This window comes from Mycobacterium sp. NPDC049093 (genome assembly GCF_040704635.1).
Lineage (GTDB): Bacteria > Actinomycetota > Actinomycetes > Mycobacteriales > Mycobacteriaceae > Mycobacterium.
In genome coordinates this window covers 491,691-509,424 of sequence record NZ_JBEZJS010000001.1, presented here as the reverse complement: position 1 = coordinate 509,424, position 17,734 = coordinate 491,691, and the positions used below count along the sequence as shown (strand labels likewise).

20 protein-coding genes and 1 riboswitch are annotated in these 17,734 nt (G+C 68.4%); of the genes, 10 read left to right on the top strand and 10 right to left on the bottom strand.

Translation table 11 applies throughout. The features are described 5' to 3' along the window. Positions 1–74: 74 nt before the first annotated feature. A complete protein-coding gene (locus AB0876_RS02385; protein WP_055117540.1) occupies positions 75–485 on the bottom strand; it encodes a cold-shock protein in 411 nt (136 codons plus the stop codon). A 162-nt stretch (positions 486–647) separates the two neighbouring features. On the opposite strand from AB0876_RS02385, the gene AB0876_RS02380 reads away from it, so the two are divergent. From AB0876_RS02380 to AB0876_RS02365, 4 genes are all read left to right on the top strand, one after another. Next, on the top strand, positions 648–1,040 hold the full coding sequence (locus AB0876_RS02380) for a YccF domain-containing protein (protein WP_491837407.1): 393 nt from the start codon (positions 648–650) through the stop codon (positions 1,038–1,040). Next, positions 1,037–2,110 (top strand): GTP 3',8-cyclase MoaA, encoded by a 1,074-nt coding sequence (gene moaA / locus AB0876_RS02375; RefSeq protein ID WP_526041100.1) that lies wholly within the window; start codon positions 1,037–1,039, stop codon positions 2,108–2,110. Before AB0876_RS02380 ends, moaA begins: the two co-directional genes overlap by 4 nt. Positions 2,111–2,125: 15 nt before the next feature. Beyond that, positions 2,126–2,374 (top strand): MoaD/ThiS family protein, encoded by a 249-nt coding sequence (locus AB0876_RS02370; RefSeq protein WP_491837405.1) that lies wholly within the window; start codon positions 2,126–2,128, stop codon positions 2,372–2,374. 248 nt (positions 2,375–2,622) lie between these two features. Further along, positions 2,623–2,807, top strand: a riboswitch (cyclic di-AMP (ydaO/yuaA leader). Positions 2,808–2,815: 8 nt separating this feature from the next. Continuing rightward, entirely contained in the window at positions 2,816–3,607 is a 792-nt protein-coding gene (locus tag AB0876_RS02365) for a transglycosylase family protein (RefSeq protein ID WP_526041099.1), read from the top strand. A 3-nt stretch (positions 3,608–3,610) separates the two neighbouring features. On the opposite strand, the gene AB0876_RS02360 is transcribed toward AB0876_RS02365, so the two are convergent. From AB0876_RS02360 to AB0876_RS02345, 4 genes are read right to left on the bottom strand one after another with little or no spacing between them, the layout of a single operon-like run. Then, positions 3,611–4,039 carry a molybdenum cofactor biosynthesis protein MoaE gene (locus AB0876_RS02360; RefSeq protein WP_491837403.1) on the bottom strand — a complete coding sequence of 143 codons (429 nt, stop codon included), beginning with the start codon at positions 4,037–4,039 and terminating at the stop codon, positions 3,611–3,613. Positions 4,040–4,064: 25 nt separating this feature from the next. Continuing rightward, the gene (locus AB0876_RS02355) at positions 4,065–4,550 is read right to left on the bottom strand and encodes a MogA/MoaB family molybdenum cofactor biosynthesis protein (protein ID WP_491837402.1); all 486 of its coding nucleotides are present in this window, start codon (positions 4,548–4,550) and stop codon (positions 4,065–4,067) included. Beyond that, a complete protein-coding gene (gene moaC / locus AB0876_RS02350) occupies positions 4,547–5,020 on the bottom strand; it encodes a cyclic pyranopterin monophosphate synthase MoaC (protein WP_491837401.1) in 474 nt (157 codons plus the stop codon). Before moaC ends, AB0876_RS02355 begins: the two co-directional genes overlap by 4 nt. Before the next feature lie 2 nt (positions 5,021–5,022). Further along, positions 5,023–5,220 carry a hypothetical protein gene (locus tag AB0876_RS02345; protein WP_055117555.1) on the bottom strand — a complete coding sequence of 66 codons (198 nt, stop codon included), beginning with the start codon at positions 5,218–5,220 and terminating at the stop codon, positions 5,023–5,025. Positions 5,221–5,305: 85 nt separating this feature from the next. Between AB0876_RS02345 and AB0876_RS02340 the strand changes: the two genes are divergently transcribed. The 4 genes from AB0876_RS02340 to AB0876_RS02325 all read left to right on the top strand — a co-directional run bounded on the left by AB0876_RS02340 (position 5,306) and on the right by AB0876_RS02325 (position 11,117). Then, positions 5,306–7,564 (top strand): helicase-associated domain-containing protein, encoded by a 2,259-nt coding sequence (locus AB0876_RS02340; RefSeq protein WP_526041098.1) that lies wholly within the window; start codon positions 5,306–5,308, stop codon positions 7,562–7,564. A 53-nt stretch (positions 7,565–7,617) separates the two neighbouring features. After that, positions 7,618–9,042, top strand: a complete 1,425-nt coding sequence (locus AB0876_RS02335; RefSeq protein ID WP_526041463.1) for an alpha/beta hydrolase — start codon at positions 7,618–7,620, stop codon at positions 9,040–9,042. A gap of 81 nt (positions 9,043–9,123) precedes the next feature. Continuing rightward, positions 9,124–10,773 carry a DNA repair helicase XPB gene (locus AB0876_RS02330; RefSeq protein ID WP_491837399.1) on the top strand — a complete coding sequence of 550 codons (1,650 nt, stop codon included), beginning with the start codon at positions 9,124–9,126 and terminating at the stop codon, positions 10,771–10,773. Then, positions 10,770–11,117, top strand: coding sequence for a VOC family protein (locus AB0876_RS02325; protein WP_491837398.1), 348 nt, complete (start codon positions 10,770–10,772; stop codon positions 11,115–11,117). Before AB0876_RS02330 ends, AB0876_RS02325 begins: the two co-directional genes overlap by 4 nt. Position 11,118: 1 nt before the next feature. Here the strand turns inward: AB0876_RS02325 and AB0876_RS02320 are convergent, their stop codons facing one another. From AB0876_RS02320 to AB0876_RS02300, 5 genes are all read right to left on the bottom strand, one after another. Beyond that, positions 11,119–11,463 carry a cupin domain-containing protein gene (locus AB0876_RS02320; RefSeq protein WP_064885597.1) on the bottom strand — a complete coding sequence of 115 codons (345 nt, stop codon included), beginning with the start codon at positions 11,461–11,463 and terminating at the stop codon, positions 11,119–11,121. Between the two features lie 65 nt (positions 11,464–11,528). Continuing rightward, complete coding sequence (locus AB0876_RS02315; RefSeq protein WP_491837397.1) at positions 11,529–12,476, bottom strand: LLM class flavin-dependent oxidoreductase; 948 nt, start codon at positions 12,474–12,476, stop codon at positions 11,529–11,531. A 3-nt stretch (positions 12,477–12,479) separates the two neighbouring features. Continuing rightward, positions 12,480–13,229 carry an SDR family NAD(P)-dependent oxidoreductase gene (locus AB0876_RS02310; RefSeq protein WP_526041097.1) on the bottom strand — a complete coding sequence of 250 codons (750 nt, stop codon included), beginning with the start codon at positions 13,227–13,229 and terminating at the stop codon, positions 12,480–12,482. Next, positions 13,226–14,488, bottom strand: a complete 1,263-nt coding sequence (locus AB0876_RS02305; RefSeq protein WP_526041096.1) for an MBL fold metallo-hydrolase — start codon at positions 14,486–14,488, stop codon at positions 13,226–13,228. The genes AB0876_RS02310 and AB0876_RS02305 overlap by 4 nt, the downstream gene beginning before the upstream one ends. Positions 14,489–14,501: 13 nt before the next feature. Continuing rightward, complete coding sequence (locus AB0876_RS02300) at positions 14,502–15,764, bottom strand: sulfotransferase (RefSeq protein WP_526041095.1); 1,263 nt, start codon at positions 15,762–15,764, stop codon at positions 14,502–14,504. A 58-nt stretch (positions 15,765–15,822) separates the two neighbouring features. Between AB0876_RS02300 and AB0876_RS02295 the strand changes: the two genes are divergently transcribed. Together AB0876_RS02295 and AB0876_RS02290 are read left to right on the top strand one after the other, a co-directional pair. Next, positions 15,823–16,722: an IclR family transcriptional regulator gene (locus AB0876_RS02295; protein WP_526041094.1), complete on the top strand. Its 900-nt coding sequence runs from the start codon at positions 15,823–15,825 to the stop codon at positions 16,720–16,722. Continuing rightward, positions 16,719–17,729, top strand: coding sequence for a zinc-dependent alcohol dehydrogenase (locus AB0876_RS02290; RefSeq protein ID WP_526041093.1), 1,011 nt, complete (start codon positions 16,719–16,721; stop codon positions 17,727–17,729). The genes AB0876_RS02295 and AB0876_RS02290 overlap by 4 nt, the downstream gene beginning before the upstream one ends. Positions 17,730–17,734: the final 5 nt, after the last annotated feature.

Sequence of the window (17,734 nt, the reverse complement as noted above, 5' to 3'; positions counted from 1 at the left end):
GCCCGTCGAGCGTTGGCTGGTGTTCGAAAAATCAGCGGATCCTCGACCACAAGCCGACGTTCTGCGCGGGAGTACTAGGCGTCGAGCTCCTGCGCGACGGCCTTGACCACCTCGGACACCCGGCGCGCGACCTTGCGGTCGGGGTAGCGCCCCTTGCGCAGCTCGGGCTGCACGATGTCCTCGAGCAGCGTGATCATGTCCGAAACCATGCCGTGCAGCTCATCGGGCGTGTGCTTGTGCTCGGGCCGCTCGGCCTCGCGCCGCGACCGGGCCAGACTCGGCGGCGGGTCGATGAGCTTGAGGCTCAACGCCTGCGGGCCACGACGGCCTGCCGCGACGCCGAACTCGACACGTTGACCGGCCTTCAGGCCTTCGACACCCGCGGGCAATGCCGAGGACCGCACATAGACGTCCTCGCCGTCCTCCTGGGACACAAAGCCGAAGCCCTTTTCGGCGTCGTACCACTTCACCTTGCCGGTCGGCACTGCACTCACCCGCTCGTCTTGTCAGAACTACCTACACACATAAAGTTCGCGCCCCGTCAGCGCCGGGACGCGATGGAGCGATCTTACTCGGCCCTCCCTGGGTGCTTCACCCCTATTACTCGGTAGGCTTGAAACCACCTCTGGAAGAGAGATGCGCCGGTAATGCGAGTGATTCTGAACATCATCTGGTTGATCTTCGGCGGCCTGTGGCTGGCGCTGGGATACCTGCTGGCCGCGCTGATCTGTTTCGTCCTGATCATCACGATCCCGTTCGGGTTCGCCTCGCTGCGCATCGCCTCCTATGCCCTGTGGCCGTTCGGCCGCACCATCGTGGACAAGCCGGGCACCCGGCCCGGCGCCCTGGTCGGCAACATCATCTGGATCGTCCTGTTCGGCTGGTGGCTGGCGCTGGGCCACCTGATCAGCGCGGTGGCCATGGCGGTCACCATCATCGGAATCCCGCTGGCGCTGGCCGATCTCAAGCTGATCCCGGTCTCGCTGGTGCCGCTGGGCAAGGAGATCGTCCCGGTCGACTCGCTGAAGGCCGCGGTATGACCCTGACCTCGCTCGGGCTGCCTTCGGTGAACAGGCCCGCCCCGCCTCTCGATCCGGCACCGACAACCGGGCCCCTGGTCGACACCTACGGCCGGGTGGCCACCGACCTGCGGGTCTCGCTGACCGACAAGTGCAATCTGCGCTGTACGTACTGCATGCCCGCCGAGGGCCTGGACTGGCTGCCCGGCGACGCGCTGCTCAGCACCGACGAACTGAGCCGACTGTTACGCATCGCGGTCACCCGCCTGGGCATCACGAGCGTGCGGTTCACCGGCGGCGAACCATTGGTCACCCGCCATCTGGAGGACGTGGTGGCAGCAGCTGCGGCGCTGCGCCCCCGCCCGGAGATCACGCTGACCACCAACGGCATCGGGCTGGCCCGGCGCGCGGCCGGTCTCCGGCAGGCCGGACTGGACCGGATCAACGTTTCCCTCGACAGCGTCGACGCCGCCCACTTCGCCCGCATCACCCGTCGGGACCGACTGGCCGACGTGCTGGACGGCCTGGCGGCCGCCAAGGCGGCCGGGTTGGCGCCGGTGAAGGTCAACGCGGTGCTGGATCCCGTGTCGGGCCTCGACGACGCCGTGCCCCTGCTGGGCTACTGCCTGGACCACGGCTACCAACTACGGATCATCGAGCAGATGCCCCTTGACGCCGGGCACACCTGGCAGCGCGGCACGGTGATCGACGCCGACACCATCCTGGCCACCCTGCGCAAGCACTTCGACCTGCGGACCGATCCGAAGCCGCGCGGCTCAGCGCCCGCCGAGCTGTGGCAGGTCGCCGCAGGCGCCGAGCACCCCGCGGGCACCGTCGGGGTGATCGCCTCGGTGTCACACGCCTTCTGTTCGGCCTGTGACCGCACCAGGCTGACCGCCGACGGCCAGATCCGCAGCTGCCTGTTCTCCACCGAGGAGAGCGATCTGCGCGCCCTGCTGCGCGGTGGCGCCGACGACGCCGACATCGAGGCGGCCTGGCGGACGGCGATGTGGGGCAAGCCCGCCGGGCACGGCATCAACAACCCGGATTTCGTGCAGCCCGCCCGGCCGATGAGCGCGATCGGCGGCTAGATGACAGGGCACACCATGGCCGTCACGGTCCGCTATTTCGCTGCTGCGGCCGCCGCAGCCGGAGTTGATGCGGAAACGTTAGATTTGGCAAAGGATTCCACGATCGCGACGCTCGTCGAGCACCTCAGCGGTCGCGACGCCGAGCTCGGGCGCGTCCTAAAGCGCTGCTCATACCTGGCGGACGGGGTCGCCGTCCGCGATATGGGCAAGCCGATATCAACGCAGCAGACGATCGATGTGTTACCCCCCTTCGCCGGCGGCTAACGTGATTTGCATCACATAACGAAATGGTCACGAGCTGGCTACGGCGGGGTGGAGCCCTTCGCTCACCTGCGACAACGCAGAAATAACCTGCACCTTTAAACAACTTTTAGAGTTTGCTCGGATCGAAAACGCCCGAGGCCGCTAAAGGTGACGGGATAGCGGGCAGCAGTTACCGTTCATTCCCAAGTCAACGGACCCTAATCAGTTGGCCCACCCTCATACCGAAGCGCCGAGCTCCATCCATCGGGCAGGGGTTAACGACGAACAACAAGGATGGAGGCGGGGGACCCAACCGGTCCACCGATTTACTTCAGGACCAGGAGCCGCTTGCGGCCCCTTGGGGTGAAGCCGTCAGAGTTTCGACGACGACGGCCGGGCGACCTCTCCCGCCCGAACCCGACAGCTGACCTCGTGGGCGCATACGAGAGGACCTTCACGCTTATGAGTGGACGGCATCGCAAGCCCACCACGTCTTCATCAGCCAAGAACGTCGCGAAGATCGCGGTGACCGGCGCTGCGATCGCAGGCGGCAGCCTCGCGATGGCCAGCCAGGCGATGGCGGCGACCGACGGCGAGTGGGACACCGTCGCCCGTTGTGAGTCCGGTGGCAACTGGGCTATCAACACCGGCAACGGCTACCACGGCGGCCTGCAGTTCTCGCCCAGCACGTGGTCTTCCAACGGCGGCGGCGAGTACGCACCCAACGCCTACATGGCCACCAAGGAACAGCAGATCGCCGTCGCCGAGCGCGTGCTGGCCGGCCAGGGCAAGGGCGCTTGGCCCGTCTGTGGACGCGGCCTCTCGGGCGCCACCCCGCGCAACGTGGTCAACGAGCCCGCTCCCGCTGCCCCGCTGGATGCACCTGCGGTCAACGGCGAACTGCCGCCGGCCCCTGAGGCTCCGGCCCCGGGTCCCGAAGCGGCCCCGATGGACGCCCCGCTGCCGCCCGCACCCGAAGCGCTGCCGCCGGCCCCCGAGGACCTTCCGCCGGCCCCTGAGGCTCCGGCCCCGGCTCCCGAAGCCGCTCCGATGGACGCCGCGCTTGCCCCGGCCCCTGAGGCCGCTCCGATCGCCGACGCCGCGCTGCAGGTGCCGGCCCCTGAGGCACCGGCTCCGGCTCCTGAAGAAGCGCCCGCTCCCGCCCCTGCGGTACAGCCGGTCAGCTACTTCGATCAGATCCAGCAGGCCATCGAGAAGCAGGGCATCGACGGCAACATCGTCATCAACGGCTGAGTTTCAGGCCGAGCCGACCCATTCGTCGGTGCCGTCGGAGAAGTACTGGTGCTTCCACACCGGAAGCCGCTCTTTGACGGTATCGACGAGACGGGCACAGGTTTCGAACGCCGCCCCGCGATGGTCCGCTGCCACAGCGGCCACCAGGGCGGCGTCTCCTATATGTAGGGTGCCGATGCGGTGGCTGACCGCGATCGCCCGTACCCCGGTGGCCTGCGCGGCGACTTCGGCGGCCACTTCTTCCAAGGTCTGAAGTGCGTTGGGGTGCGCGGAGTAGTCGAGCCGGATGACCGAACGGCCGCCGTCGTGATCACGCACCACCCCGGAGAAGCCGACCACGGCTCCGGCCGCCTCATGGGCCACCAGCGCCTCGTATTCGGTCAGCGAGATCGGCGTCTCGGTCAGATCGACGCGTAGGACGCTCGCACTCATATTGGTCTCCTCTTCGCGCAAGCGCTCATCGCTGCGACGGGTGGTCCTTGCCGCTCAGCTGGTCCAGCGCATGCTCCAGCACGCCCGCCAGCACCCCCAGCCCGTCCTTGACCCCACCCGGCGAGCCGGGCAGGTTGATGACAAGGGTGCGCCCGGCGACGCCGCAGACCCCGCGGGACAACACCGCGGTGGGCACCTTGTGCACGCCGGCGCGACGGATGGCGTCCGCCAGGCCAGGGATTTGATAGTCGAGTACGGCGATTGTGGATTCCGGTGTCGCATCCGTAGGTGAGATGCCGGTGCCACCAGAGGTGATGATCAGGTCGACGTGCTCGGCCAGCGCGGCGCGCAGGGCATCGCCCACGGCGTGCCCGTCGGCGACCACCATCTGTTCGGTGACGTCATAACCACGATCAGAGAGCCAGCCGACGATGAGGGGGCCCGTCCGGTCGTCGTAGACCCCTGCTGCGGCACGGGTGGAGGCGATGATGACCCGCGCCGAACGCGTCACTGAGTAGTTCTTTCCCACAATCCCGTTTTACCGCCTTCTTTGCGCAACACCTTGATGTCGTCGATGCGCGCGGCGGGGTCGACGGCCTTGATCATGTCGTACAGCGTCAGCGCGGCCACGCTCACCGCGGTCAGGGCCTCCATCTCGACGCCGGTGCGGTCGGTGCTGCGCACGGTGGCGGTGACGGTGACCTCGGTGTCACGGGCGTCGAAGTCCACGTCGACGCCGGTCAGCGCCAACTGATGGCACAGCGGAATCAACTCGGGAGTCCGCTTGGCGGCCAGAATCCCGGCCACGCGAGCCGTGGCCAGCGCGTCACCCTTGGGCAGGCCGCCCGAGGCGATGAGAGCCACCACATCGGCGCGGGTACGCACGGTGCCCACGGCCACCGCGATGCGTTTGGTGACGTCCTTGGCCGTGACGTCGACCATGTGCGCCGCGCCGGACTCGTCGAGGTGCGACAGTCCCACTACTACCTGTTGACGACGGTGGCCGACTGGATGAAGGGCAGCTCCTCGGCCGGCAACGGAAAGGTGAGGTCGCCGAACGGGGACAGCGCGCCGGTGCGGTCGGTGGCGAGCTCACTCACGGCGTGATCATCGCCGTCGGAGAGCACGGGCCAGCCGTTGTCGACGTAATGGTTCTTCTTGTTGTCAGCCACGCTCCATATTGTGGCAGGCTCCTCCACCGGAGGCGAGACCGGCGGGGGAGAGCCCGGAGAGGGATCGCGCGGGCTGCTTTACGCTGGTCAGGATATGACCGCCGCACAGACTCCCGGATTCCCGCTGGGTGCCTGGCTGTCCGACCTCGATGACAAGGCCCTGATCCGCCTGCTGGAGCTGCGGCCCGACCTGAGCCAGCCGCCACCGGGAACTATCGCTGCGCTCGCCGCGCGCGCGACCTCTCGCCAGTCGGTCAAGGCTGCCACCGATTCCCTGGACTTCCGGCGGCTGGCCATCCTGGATGCGCTGCTGGTCCTGCACGCCGACACCCACGCCGTGCCGGTGTCGCAGCTGGGCGAACTGTTGGGCGACCGGGTCTGCGCGAACGAGCTGGCCGATGCGCTGGACGATCTGCGCGAGCGGGCCCTGGTGTGGGGCGAGGCCGAGGTACGGGTCGCGCCCGAGGTGGCCACCGGCCTGCCCTGGTTCGTCGGTCAGGCCACCGTCGAGGTGGCCGCGCGCAGTGCCGAGGAGATCGCCGGCCTGCTCGACGGACTCGACGACGCACAGAACGATCTGTTGGCCCGGTTGTTGGAGGGGTCGCCGGTGGGCCGCACCCGCGACGCGGCACCGGACACTTCGCCGGACCGGCCGGTGCCGCGGCTGCTGGAAGCCGGGCTACTGCGCCGGATCGACGACGACACCGTGATCCTGCCGCGGTTGGTCGGCCAGGTGATGCGGGGCGAGGCCCCCGGACCGGTCGAGTTGACCACGCCGGTGCTTCAGACGTCGTCGACGACACCCGCCGATGTGGACGCGGCGGCTGCCGGAGCGGCGATCGACCTGCTGCGCGAGATCGATCTGATCATCGAAACTCTCGGCAGCACACCGGTTCCCGAGTTGCGCAACGGCGGCCTCGGGGTGCGTGACGTGAAACGGTTGGCCAAGACCACCGGCATCGACGAACCACGGTTGGGGCTGCTGCTGGAACTGGCCGCCGGGGCAGGCCTGATCGCGGCCGGGATGCCCGAACCTGACCCGGGTGACGGGACGGGGCCGTACTGGGCGCCGACGGTGGCCGCCGACCGGTTCGTCGAATCCACTACCGCCACCCGCTGGCACCTGTTGGCCTCCACCTGGCTGGACCTGCCGGCCCGGCCCGCGCTGATCGGTAGTCGTGGGCCGGACAACAAACCCTTTGCCGCACTGTCGGATTCGCTGTATTCGACGGCAGCTCCCCTGGATCGCAGGCTGCTGCTGAGCGTGTTGGCCGAGCTGGCTCCGGGCGCCGGGGTCGACGGTGCGGAGGCCGCCCGGGCGATGGTCTGGCGGCGGCCACGCTGGGCGCTGCGCCTGCAGCCGGGCACCGTCAGCGGGCTGCTCGCCGAGGCGCATGCGCTGGGCATGGTGGGCCGCGGGGCGATCAGCACCCCGGCTCGCGGTCTGCTGGCCGGCGATCCCGACGAGGACGTGCTGGCCGCGATGGCCAAGGCACTGCCCAAACCGCTCGACCACTTCCTGCTGCAGGCCGACCTGACCGTGATCGTGCCCGGCCCGCTGGAGCGGGATCTGGCCGGGCACCTGGCCGAGGTGGCCACCGTCGAATCGGCGGGCGCGGCGATGGTCTACCGGATCAGCGAGGCGTCGATCCGGCGTGCACTCGATGCCGGGCGGACCGCCAGCGAGTTGCACACCCTGTTCGAGAAGCACTCGAAAACTCCGGTGCCGCAAGGGTTGACCTATCTGATCGACGACGTCGCGCGTCGGCACGGCCAGCTGCGGGTGGGCATGGCCACGTCGTTCCTGCGGTGTGAGGATCCGGCCCTGCTGGCTCAGGCGGTGGCCTCACCGGGCGCCGACCGCCTCGAGCTGCGGCTGCTGGCGCCTACCGTGGCGGTGTCCCAGGCACCCATCGCCGACGTACTGACCGTGTTGCGCGAGGCCGGATTCGCCCCGGCCGCCGAGGATTCCACGGGCACCGTCGTCGACATCAGGGCCCGCGGTGCACGCGTCGTCGCACCGACCCGGCGCCGCGTCTACCGACCGTCCACTCCGCCGACCGCCCAGACCCTGGGTGCGATCGTCGCGGTGCTCCGGAAGGTGGCCGCCGGTCCGTTCGCCAGCGTGCGGCTCGATCCGGCGATGGCCATCACCCAGTTGCAGGAGGCCGCGATCAACCAGACCTCCGTGGTGATCGGCTACGTCGACCCGGCCGGGGTGGCCACACAGCGGGTGGTCTCCCCCATCAACGTGCGCGGCGGCCAGTTGACCGCGTTCGACCCGGCCGCCGGGCGGGTCCGGGAGTTCGCCATCCACCGGGTGACGTCGGTGGTGTCGGCCGACCCCGACTAGCCGCGACACAGCGTGCTCACAGAGCGGTTCACCAATATGGCGGTGTGACAACGATGTTGACGGCAGCGGATCAGGTACCCCCGGCATACCGGGGAGTGTCGCTGCTGCACGGTTGGCTGCCCCCGACATTGTGGGCGCTGGCAGGCGTGGCGCTGATCGCGGCGATCGGCTGGCGCACCCGGCGCTGGCGCCTGATCGGGCTGCCGTGCGCGATCGCGGTCGGCGTCGCCCTGACGGCATGGGCCCGCTGGTTCGTCCATTCGCAGGGGCTCGCGGGCGATCCCGCGCCGGCGGCGCTGTGGATCTGGATCGGGTTGACCGGGTTGGCCGTGGCCGTGCTGGCCCTGGGTTGGCGCGGCAGCCGCTGGCGCCGACGGACCGCCTCGGTGGCCGCAGTTCCGTTGTGCCTGCTCAGCGTGGGCGTCGCGGTCAACCTCTGGGTCGGCTACTTCCCCACGGTCAACGCCCTGTGGAACGAGGTGACGGCCGGCCCGCTACCGGGTGAGACCGACCTCGCCACCGCCCTCGACCAGCGCCAACGAGGTGAGATTCCGTCCCAGGGCGAGTTGGTGTCCGTCACGATTCCCGCCGACGAGTCCGGCTTCAAGCACCGCGACGAACTCGTGTACCTACCGCCGGCCTGGTTTGCACCATCGGCGCCCGCGCTTCCCGTGGTGATGATGATCGCCGGCGAATTCAACACCCCGGCCGATTGGGCGCGCAGCGGCAACGCGATCGCCACCATCGACGCTTTCGCCGCCGAGCACGGCGGCAACACCCCCGTGTTCGTCTTCGTCGACGTCGGCGGCTCCTTCAACAACGACACCGAATGCGTCAACGGTCCGCGCGGCAACGTCGCCGACCATCTCACCAAGGATGTACCGCCGTATCTGACCAGTACCTTCGGTGTGCGCGACGCCGGCTGGGGTGTGGTCGGCTGGTCGATGGGCGGAACGTGTGCGGTGGATCTGACCGTGATGCATCCCGAGTTGTTCAGTTCGTTCGTCGACATCGCCGGGGACACCGCCCCGAACGCGGGCACCAGGGAGCAGACCATCGCGCGCCTGTACGGCGGGAACGCCGCGGCCTGGGCCACCTTCGACCCGGCCACCGTGATCGACAAACACGGCAGCTACCAGGGCGTGTCCGGCTGGTTCGTGATCTCCTCGGACGCCCCGGTCAAACACGGGGCGCATCCGGCCAATCCCGATGCGGTGGGCCTCGGCGGCCAGGACGCTGGGGGCAACCCCGGCGATCAGACCGAGGCTGCGCACACTCTGTGCGACCTGGGCCGCAGCCACGGCATCGCCTGCGCGATCACGGCGCTGCCGGGCAAGCATGACTGGCCGTTCGCCGAAGAAGTGTTGAGCATCACGCTGCCCTGGCTGGCCGGTGCGGTCGGTACCCCGGGAGTGCCGCAGGTGCCGCTCCCGGCCGGTGGTGCACCGCCGCCGGCACCGACCGCTGCCCCGCGCTGAATGCGCGCGTCGGCCGATTCGGGATAATGGATCCGATGAATTCTCCCGCGATGCGCGCGATGAGTGGATGGGATCCCGCGAATGACTGACGGCCCACTGATCGTGCAGTCCGACAAGACGGTGCTGCTCGAGGTCGACCACGAGCAGGCCGGGGCGGCCCGTGCCGCCATCGCACCGTTCGCCGAACTGGAACGCGCCCCCGAGCACGTGCACACCTACCGCATCACCCCGTTGGCGTTGTGGAATGCCCGCGCGGCCGGCCACGACGCCGAGCAGGTGGTGGATGCGCTGGTCAGCTTCTCGCGCTACCCGGTACCGCAGCCACTGCTGGTCGACATCGTCGACACCATGGGCCGCTACGGGCGGCTGCAGCTGATCAAACATCCGGCGCACGGATTGACGCTCGTCAGCCTCGACCGTGCCGTGCTCGCCGAGGTGCTGCGCAACAAGAAGATCGCCCCGATGCTGGGCGCGCGCATCGACGACGACACCGTGATCGTGCACAACAGCGAGCGCGGCCGGGTCAAGCAGATGCTGCTGAAGATCGGCTGGCCGGCCGAGGACCTGGCCGGCTATGTCGACGGCGAGGCCCATCCGATCGAACTGGCCCAGGACGGCTGGGCGCTGCGCGACTACCAGGAGATGGCTGCCGACTCGTTCTGGGCGGGCGGCTCGGGCGTGGTGGTGCTGCCCTGCGGGGCCGGTAAGACGCTGGTCGGGGCGGCTGCGATGGCCAAGGCCGGCGCGACGACGCTGATCCTGGTCACCAACACGGTGGCCGGGCGGCAGTGGAAGCGCGAACTGGTGGCCCGCACCTCGCTGACCGAGGACGAGATCGGCGAGTACTCGGGCGAGAAGAAAGAGATCCGGCCGGTCACCATCGCGACGTACCAGGTGATCACCCGCCGCACCAAGGGCGAGTACAAGCATCTGGAGATCTTCGACACCCGCGACTGGGGGCTGATCATCTACGACGAGGTGCACCTGCTGCCGGCGCCGGTGTTCCGGATGACCGCCGACCTGCAGTCCCGGCGGCGGCTGGGCCTGACCGCGACGCTGATCCGCGAGGACGGCCGCGAAGGTGACGTGTTCTCGCTGATCGGGCCCAAGCGCTACGACGCACCGTGGAAGGACATCGAGGCCCAGGGCTGGATCGCCCCCGCCGAGTGCATCGAGGTGCGGGTGACGATGACCGACAACGAGCGCATGCTCTACGCCACCGCCGAACCCGAGGAGCGCTACAAGCTGTGCTCGACGGTGCACACCAAGATCGCGGTGGTCCGCTCGATCCTGGAACGCCACCCGGGCGAGCCGACCCTGGTGATCGGCGCGTACCTGGATCAGCTGGAGGAACTGGGCGAGGAACTGGACGCGCCGGTGATCCAGGGGTCGACGAAGAACTCCGAGCGCGAGGCCCTGTTCGACGCGTTCCGCCGCGGCGAGATCTCCACGCTGGTGGTCAGCAAGGTGGCGAACTTCTCCATCGACCTGCCGGAAGCCTCTGTCGCCGTTCAGGTTTCAGGCACCTTCGGTTCCCGCCAGGAAGAGGCGCAGCGGTTGGGCCGGTTGCTGAGGCCCAAGGCCAACGGCGGCGGCGCGGTGTTCTACTCCGTGGTGTCACGCGATTCGTTGGACGCGGAGTACGCCGCCCACCGCCAGCGCTTCCTGGCCGAGCAGGGCTACGGCTACGTCATCAAGGACGCCGACGACCTGCTGGGGCCGGCGATATGACCGTGCGGCGGGTGATGCCGGTGCTCACGGTGTCCGACCTCGCCGCGACCGCCGCTGCCTACACCCAGACGCTGGGGCTGACCGAGGTGATGAACCACGGCTGGATCGTCACCCTGGCCGACGCGGAACTCCGTCATCAGGTGAGTCTGATGACCAAGGACGCGACGGCACCGGTCAACCCGTCCGTCTCCATCGAGGTCGACGACGTCGACGCGGCGTATGCCGCCGCGGTCGAGGCCGGCTTGAAGATCGTGCATCCTCTCAGCGACGAGGAGTGGGGTGTACGGCGGTTCTTCTTCGCCGATCAGTCGGGCAACGTGGTCAACGTGCTCAGCCACCGCTGAGTCAGGTGTGCGGCCCCATGGCCTTGACGACGGTCAGCAGCACCACCGAATCGGTGAGCGCATGCAGGCTGTGACGCGTACGCGGGATCACGATGTGATCGCCGGGCGATCCTTCCCAGCTGGCGTCGGAATTGGCCAACTTCACCCGGCCCTCGATCACCTGCAGCGTGGCCTCACCGGGGCTCTCGTGCTCGTCGAGCCCGGTGCCCTCGGTCATCGCGATCAGAGTCTGGCGCAGCTGGTGTTCATGCCCGCCGTAGACGGTGTGTGCACTGCGTCCACTGTTGGCCGTGCGGGCTGAGGCCAACTGCTGACGGGCAATCGCGGTGAGCGAGATCTTCTCCATACCCAAATCGTGCCACCTCCGGCGGTCGCATAGGCGTGGGTCGGGATATGTGATCGGACACGGGATCAGCCGAGCGCGGGCAGCACCTTGTCGGTGAGCAACTCGACCGACTTCCACGCCTCGTCGACGGGCATGCCACCGACCAGCGGGTGCATGACGAGCGGCCCGTACTGGTCGGCGCCGCGGATCTCGGCGATGAGCTGTTCGGGCGTCAGGATCCGGTACCGGCCCGACACCTTGACCTCCTCCAGCGTGCGGACTCCCGGCAGATGCATGAGCGAGCGCTGATCGACCGACCAGCCGCCGTAGGTGACCGCCTCCCACAGGATGTGCTCGCCGAGTTCGGCCCACGCCCGGTCCGGGTCTTCGTGCAGGTAGACCATGCCGCGGTTGACCGGCCCGGGCATCAGGACTGCCGGTTTGACGCCCTGCTGCGCACACAGTTCCCGGTAGTGATCGGCGATGTCGGGCAGGTGGTCGACCAGGCTCAGCGGCAGACCGAATCGCGCCGCCCGCCGCGCGGTGGCCCGCACTCCACCGCCGACGAACAGCGTGGGATGTGGCCGGGTCCAGGTACCCGTTTCGGCCCAGACCGCGAGCATCCGGGTGATCAGGTCGTCCATCAGAGCGCCACGCCCACTGAAATCTACTCCGAGCGCGTCGTATTCGACTTCGCGATAACCGAGGCCCACCGTGGTGAACAGCCGCCCGCGGCTCATGTTGTCCACCAGTGCGATGTCCTCGGCGAGCCGGACCGGATTCCACAGCGGGCCGAGTGCACAGTCCACACTGGCGATCAGCCGCTCGGTACGGGCCAGGAACATCGCGGCCGCCATGATCGGATTGGAGCTCCAGCCATGCCCGGTGGCGTGGTGCTCATCGACGCTGACCGACGTGATGCCTTTGGATTCACCCCACTGCGCCAGTTCCAGCGCGGCCGACAACAGCCGGCTCTGGGTGCGTGGGTCTCCTTGCGGGGAGGCGAAATTGAACCGCAGTACCGTCAGCGCCATGGCTTACGCGCAGTCCGAAGCACCGTCGACGACGAGGACCGTCCCCGAGGTGTAGGCGCTCTGCTCGGTGCACAGGAAGGCGATCGCGGGGGCGATCTCGCCGACGGATCCGAAGCGGCGCAGCGGGATATGGGACAGTTCGGACTCCACCAGTTCCGGGGCGAACTGCATGGGGGCGGTCATCGGGGTGTCGATCGCCCCCGGCGCGACGGCGTTGACCCGGACACCTTTGTCGGCCCACTTGACGGCGAGATTGCGGGTGACGCAGATGATCCCGGCCTTCGCCGCTCCGTAGCCGGGAACCAGCGGCACCGCCCGCAGGGCCGACATGGATGCCAGGTTCACGACACTGGCGCCGCCCGCTGCGGTGGACGCCCTCAGCGCCCGGTACAGCCCTACCGTCAGCCGGTAGGGGCCCGTGAGGTTCACCGCCACCGACGCGTCGAACCCGTCCGGCTTCGACTCGTCCAGTCCCCCGGGAAAATTCGCGCCGGCGTTGTTGACCAGCACGTCGAGGCTCCCGAAGCTCTCGGCCACGGCATCCACCGACTCGTGGTCGGTGATCACCAGTTGCCGGTAGGCCATGCCGGTCAGGTCGGTGTCGTAATCCGTCGCGGCTGCCCTGGTACCGGTGATCGTCACCTCGGCTCCGGCATCGCGGAACAACGTCGCGGTGGCGTGCCCGATCCCGCTGGTGCCGCCGGTGATCAACGCGGTGGTCCCGGTGAAGTCGAAGTTGACGCGTGCGGTCATGAGTTCCTCGCTGTCAGCCGGCTCAGCTGATTTGTGAGCCAGGCGGTTTCCCAGAAGTTCGTGCTCTCGGCCAGCAGGCGTTCATGGGCCTGCCGCAGGACGTCGCGAGCCCCCGGATGGCCCGGTCCGACAAGCTCGGCCAGATGGATGGCATGCACCGGGCGGCCCGCGTCCAGGTGTGTCCGGGCCCGGTCGACCACCGCTTCGGCGCCGGCCAGTTCGACGATGTCCGCGGTGACGGCGTCGAGCCCCGCCGGATACAACTCGGTGGTCGAGCGGTGGTGAAACCAGCCCGAGTAGTTCTCCCAGACGGCCCGCACATCCCAGGCGACTTTTCCGTAGCCCTGCCCGACCTCGTACTCGGCGGGCAGCGTGATCTCCCGCATCAGCGTCCCGACGTCCTTGCCTGCGTTCATCCCGGCGACGGTCTCGTCGTGGATGTGCTGGATGGCGCCGCGCAGTCGGGTGAGTTCGGTGTCGATGCGCTCAGCTCCGGCGATCGGGGCGAAGTGGCCAGTGACCAGGAGTTCGGGCTGCAACGCACGCACCGTCTCCACCGACGCGATCGCGGTGAGCGCGTCGCGGTACCGGTCACCGCGCATCGTCACCAGGTTGGGAATGTGCCCGAAGATCGGTCCGAAGGTATTTCCGCACAGGCAGATTCGTTCGTCCGGCAGCCAGACCACCAGCGAGTCGGTGGTCTCTCCGCCGGGCACCGAGATGAGCTCGATCCGGCGCCCGCCGACCTCCAAGGTCAGGGTCTCGTCGAAGTCGATGTCGACGGTGGGCACGCTCTGGGCGGCCAGGCGCTGAGTCCCGAGACGCTGCTGGATCGCCTGGATGCCGGTGGCCAGCTTCTCACTGAAGGCGAAGGCACTACGGCTCGCTCGGTACGGGATCAGCCGCTCGTTGTCGTCCCGCCAGACGGTCCAGTTCGCTTGCGCGACAACCTGAGTGTCCGGGTCGCGCACGCTGTCCAGACCTCCGACGTGGTCCACGTGACCCTGGGTGAAGATGATGTAGCGCACCGGTGAGTGATCGACAGCGTCGAAGTTGGCCCGGTGCACGGGGCCCTCGAAACCCATACCGGTGTTGATGATCACGCGGCCGTCGGCGGTGGTCAGCAGGTAGGAGTTCGACAGGCCCGGAGAACACCACAGCCCGGGCGCGACCTGCTCGGCGGCTGCGGCGGAGGCGGGTGCCATCGCCCCGGCTCCTGGCCTGCTGCGGTAGATCGGTTCGACAGTTTCGCCGCTCATCGTGGACGTCTCCTCAACTCTCGGGCCGCACGTCGAACCGGTCGAAGTAGAAGTCGAACCGGCCCCGCAGGTCCTCGGCCGAGACGCCGAAGTGCCGTTGCAGGTCGTAGCGGATGTGACCGTGCTTGCCGCGCGGATTGCTGTCGAGATACTGCTCGAAGCGTTTGCGCACCTTCGACGTCAGTTCGACTCCCCCGCGGGCGTAAAGCTGTTCCAGCAACGGCAGTTCGTTGCCGCCCAGGTGGTGGAAGGCGACGTCGATGCTGCGGTCGCTCGCCACCAGTTCACGATCGCGCACGCACGCGCTGAGCAGCCGGTGTACGCGATCACTCCAGTAGTCCAGGAGCCAGTCGGGGTCGATGCTGGTGCGGCGCATCCGGTCGCCGTAGGCCATCATCGTGATGGCCGACTGGATCACCGCCACGGGGTCACGGTGCGTGAACGCCACCGTCGCATCCGGGAAGGTCGCCATCAGGGGGCCGAGCTGCTCGCAGTGCTGGGGGCTCTTGAGCACCCAGGTCCGCGGGCCGCGCAGGAATGTCAGTGCCTGCAGCACCTTCTTGAGGTAGGCGTAGTGCCGGGTCTGATCCAGCCCCAGGTAGTAGTCCCGCCAATCCGGCACGCGCGCATGCCATTCCAGGACATACGAAGCCAGGTCGAGGTCGAGGATCTCGACCTCCTCCTCGATCGCCTCCGGATACCTGTCGTGCATGGCGGCCACCAGCGGGGTGCTGGCCATCAGCGCGTCGTGTTCGGCTTTCACCCGGGCATAGCGCGGGTCGACGCCATAGATGTCGGGACCGCGCCCGAGCGCCGGAATCGGCTCCTGGCTCTCCCAGTACGGCAGTGCGCGGCGGCGCGGATCGGCGGCGATGAGGTTCACCAGATGCGTCGTGCCCGACCGCGGCATGCCGACGACGATGAAGGGCTTCTCGATCGGAATCGACTCGATCTCGGGGTATCGCTTGATCAGATCGGTCAGCGACAGCCGGTTGCGCAGCAGGCGAACCACCCTGGCGCGCAAGGTCATCCTGGCCAGCTGGGTCAGGCCGGTGTCGGCCTCGATCGCGGCGACATGGGCGGCCAGTCGGTCACCGAAGCCGTCGGTGTCGTCGAGGTCATCGGCTCCGGCCTGCGTCCGCGCCTCGGCCAGCATCGTCGCGATGTCCAGATCGACCGGGCGGGACTCGGTGTAGTCGAGGATCTGCCGCTGCGCCTCGGTGAGCCGCGGCGCCGCCAGGTCGTCGAACTCGATGACATCGGAGGCGCTGCTCATGGATGACTCCCCGGGCGTGACTTGTGCGTGTCGAATATTCGACGTAGCGTTCGAAAATATGACGCTGAACGTAGACCGGCAGAACACCGCCAGTCAAGTGCCGTCGCCGCCGACCGAGCGGGTGATCGCCGTGATGCAGCTGCTGGCTGCCGAGCCCGACCGAACGTTCACCCTCGCCGACATCTCCCGCCGGCTCGACATCAGCCGGGCCACCGGCCATGCCATCCTGACCACCCTCGCCGCACATCGATGGGTCGTGCGCGACGACAACAGTGCGGGCTACTCCTGCGGGCCGGCCATCGCCGCCCTCGGCCGCCCGGCGAATCACCGCGGGTTCCGGCCGGTGCTGCAACACCTCTCCGAATCGGTTGGCGCACAGGTACTTCTGGCCCATCGCGACGGGGCAAACCTGCAGATCGTCGAAACAGTGGGCGAGACGCTCACCGCCCCGCGTATCGGCACCGACTTCCGGATCCCGCTGGTCGCACCGTTCGGGCGCGACTACGTCGCATGGGCCCCCGAGCCGGCCCAGCAGGCCTGGCTGGACGGCGTCGGGCAACCGTCGCCGAGGCTGCGCAAGCGCCTGGCGGCGGTCCTCGGAGAGGTGCGCCGGCGCGGATACGTCGTCGAACGGCTCAGTCCCGAGTACGTCCGGGTCTACTCCGCTCTGCGCGCCCTGGCCGGCGAGGGCGAGCCCGACGCCATCACCAGGCGCCTGGCCTGGTCGTTCGCCGATCTCACCCTCGTCGACTACCTGCCGGGCGAACTCGACGACTCGGGTCCCCACCGCGTCGCCACCATCTCGGCGCCGGTCCGGGACACGGACGGACTGGTGACGATGTCGGTGACCGCAGCGCCGTTCGCCGCGCTCACCGCCGACCAGGTGCATGAACTGGGCGCAAGCGTCTGCGACGCCGCGCGCCGAATCGAAGAACGTCTACAAGGAGTGAGCGCATGAAGGTGGCGATGGTGACCGGCCCCGGAACCACGGGTGTCGTCGAGGTGGACCGGCCCGAGGTCGGGCCGCGCGACGTGCTGGTGAAGATCCGTGCGTGCGGGATCTGCGGCAGCGACGCGCTCTACATCGCGATCGGCGGGCTGCCACCGCACCAGGGCCGAATGCCGCTGGGGCATGAACCCGCCGGTGAGATCATCGCCGCGGGCGCCGACGTCACCGGATTGAAGGTCGGCGACCACGTCGTCGTCGACCCGATGGCCTCTCCCCACGACATCATCGGCAACGGCGGCGGCCGGGGCGCGCTGGCCGAGTATCTGCTCATCACCGACGCCGTGCGGGGAACCCACGTCGAGGTGATCCCCGATCACATCCCGTTCGAGGTGGCCGCGCTCAACGAGCCCATGGCCGTCGCACGTCACGCGGTCAACCGGTGTGCGCCCAAACCCGCCGACAAAGTGCTCATCTTCGGCGCCGGGCCGATCGGGCTCGGAGCCACGCTGGCCTTCAAAGCACTTGGCGTGCAACACATCGTGGTCGCCGACCTCATCGCCGCCCGACTGGACACCGCACTGGAAATCGGTGCGGACGCCGTCATCCACTCCGGGAAGGAGAACGTGGTCGAGCGCCTCATCGAACTGCACGGGCCGGGCGAAGCCATGTTCGGAGGCAAGTCCGACACCGACATCTACCTCGACGCCGCGGGCGTGCCGGCCGTCATCCAGACCGCGGTGACCGCGGCCAAGAAAGGCGCCACGGTCGGCGTCGTGGCCGTCCACAAAGAGCCGGTGCCCGTCGACTTCCTCTCGGTGATGAGCAACGAGATCACGTTCGTCGGCTCGATGGGCTACCCCAACGAGATCTTCGAGGTGACCAGGGATCTCAGCGCCAACTGGCAGAAGTACGCCCGCATCGTCAGCCACACCATCCCGTTCGACCGCGTCGACGAAGCACTCACCACCGCCTCGACGCCCGGCGCCGCCGACAAGATCGTCGTGACATTCGACTGACCTCG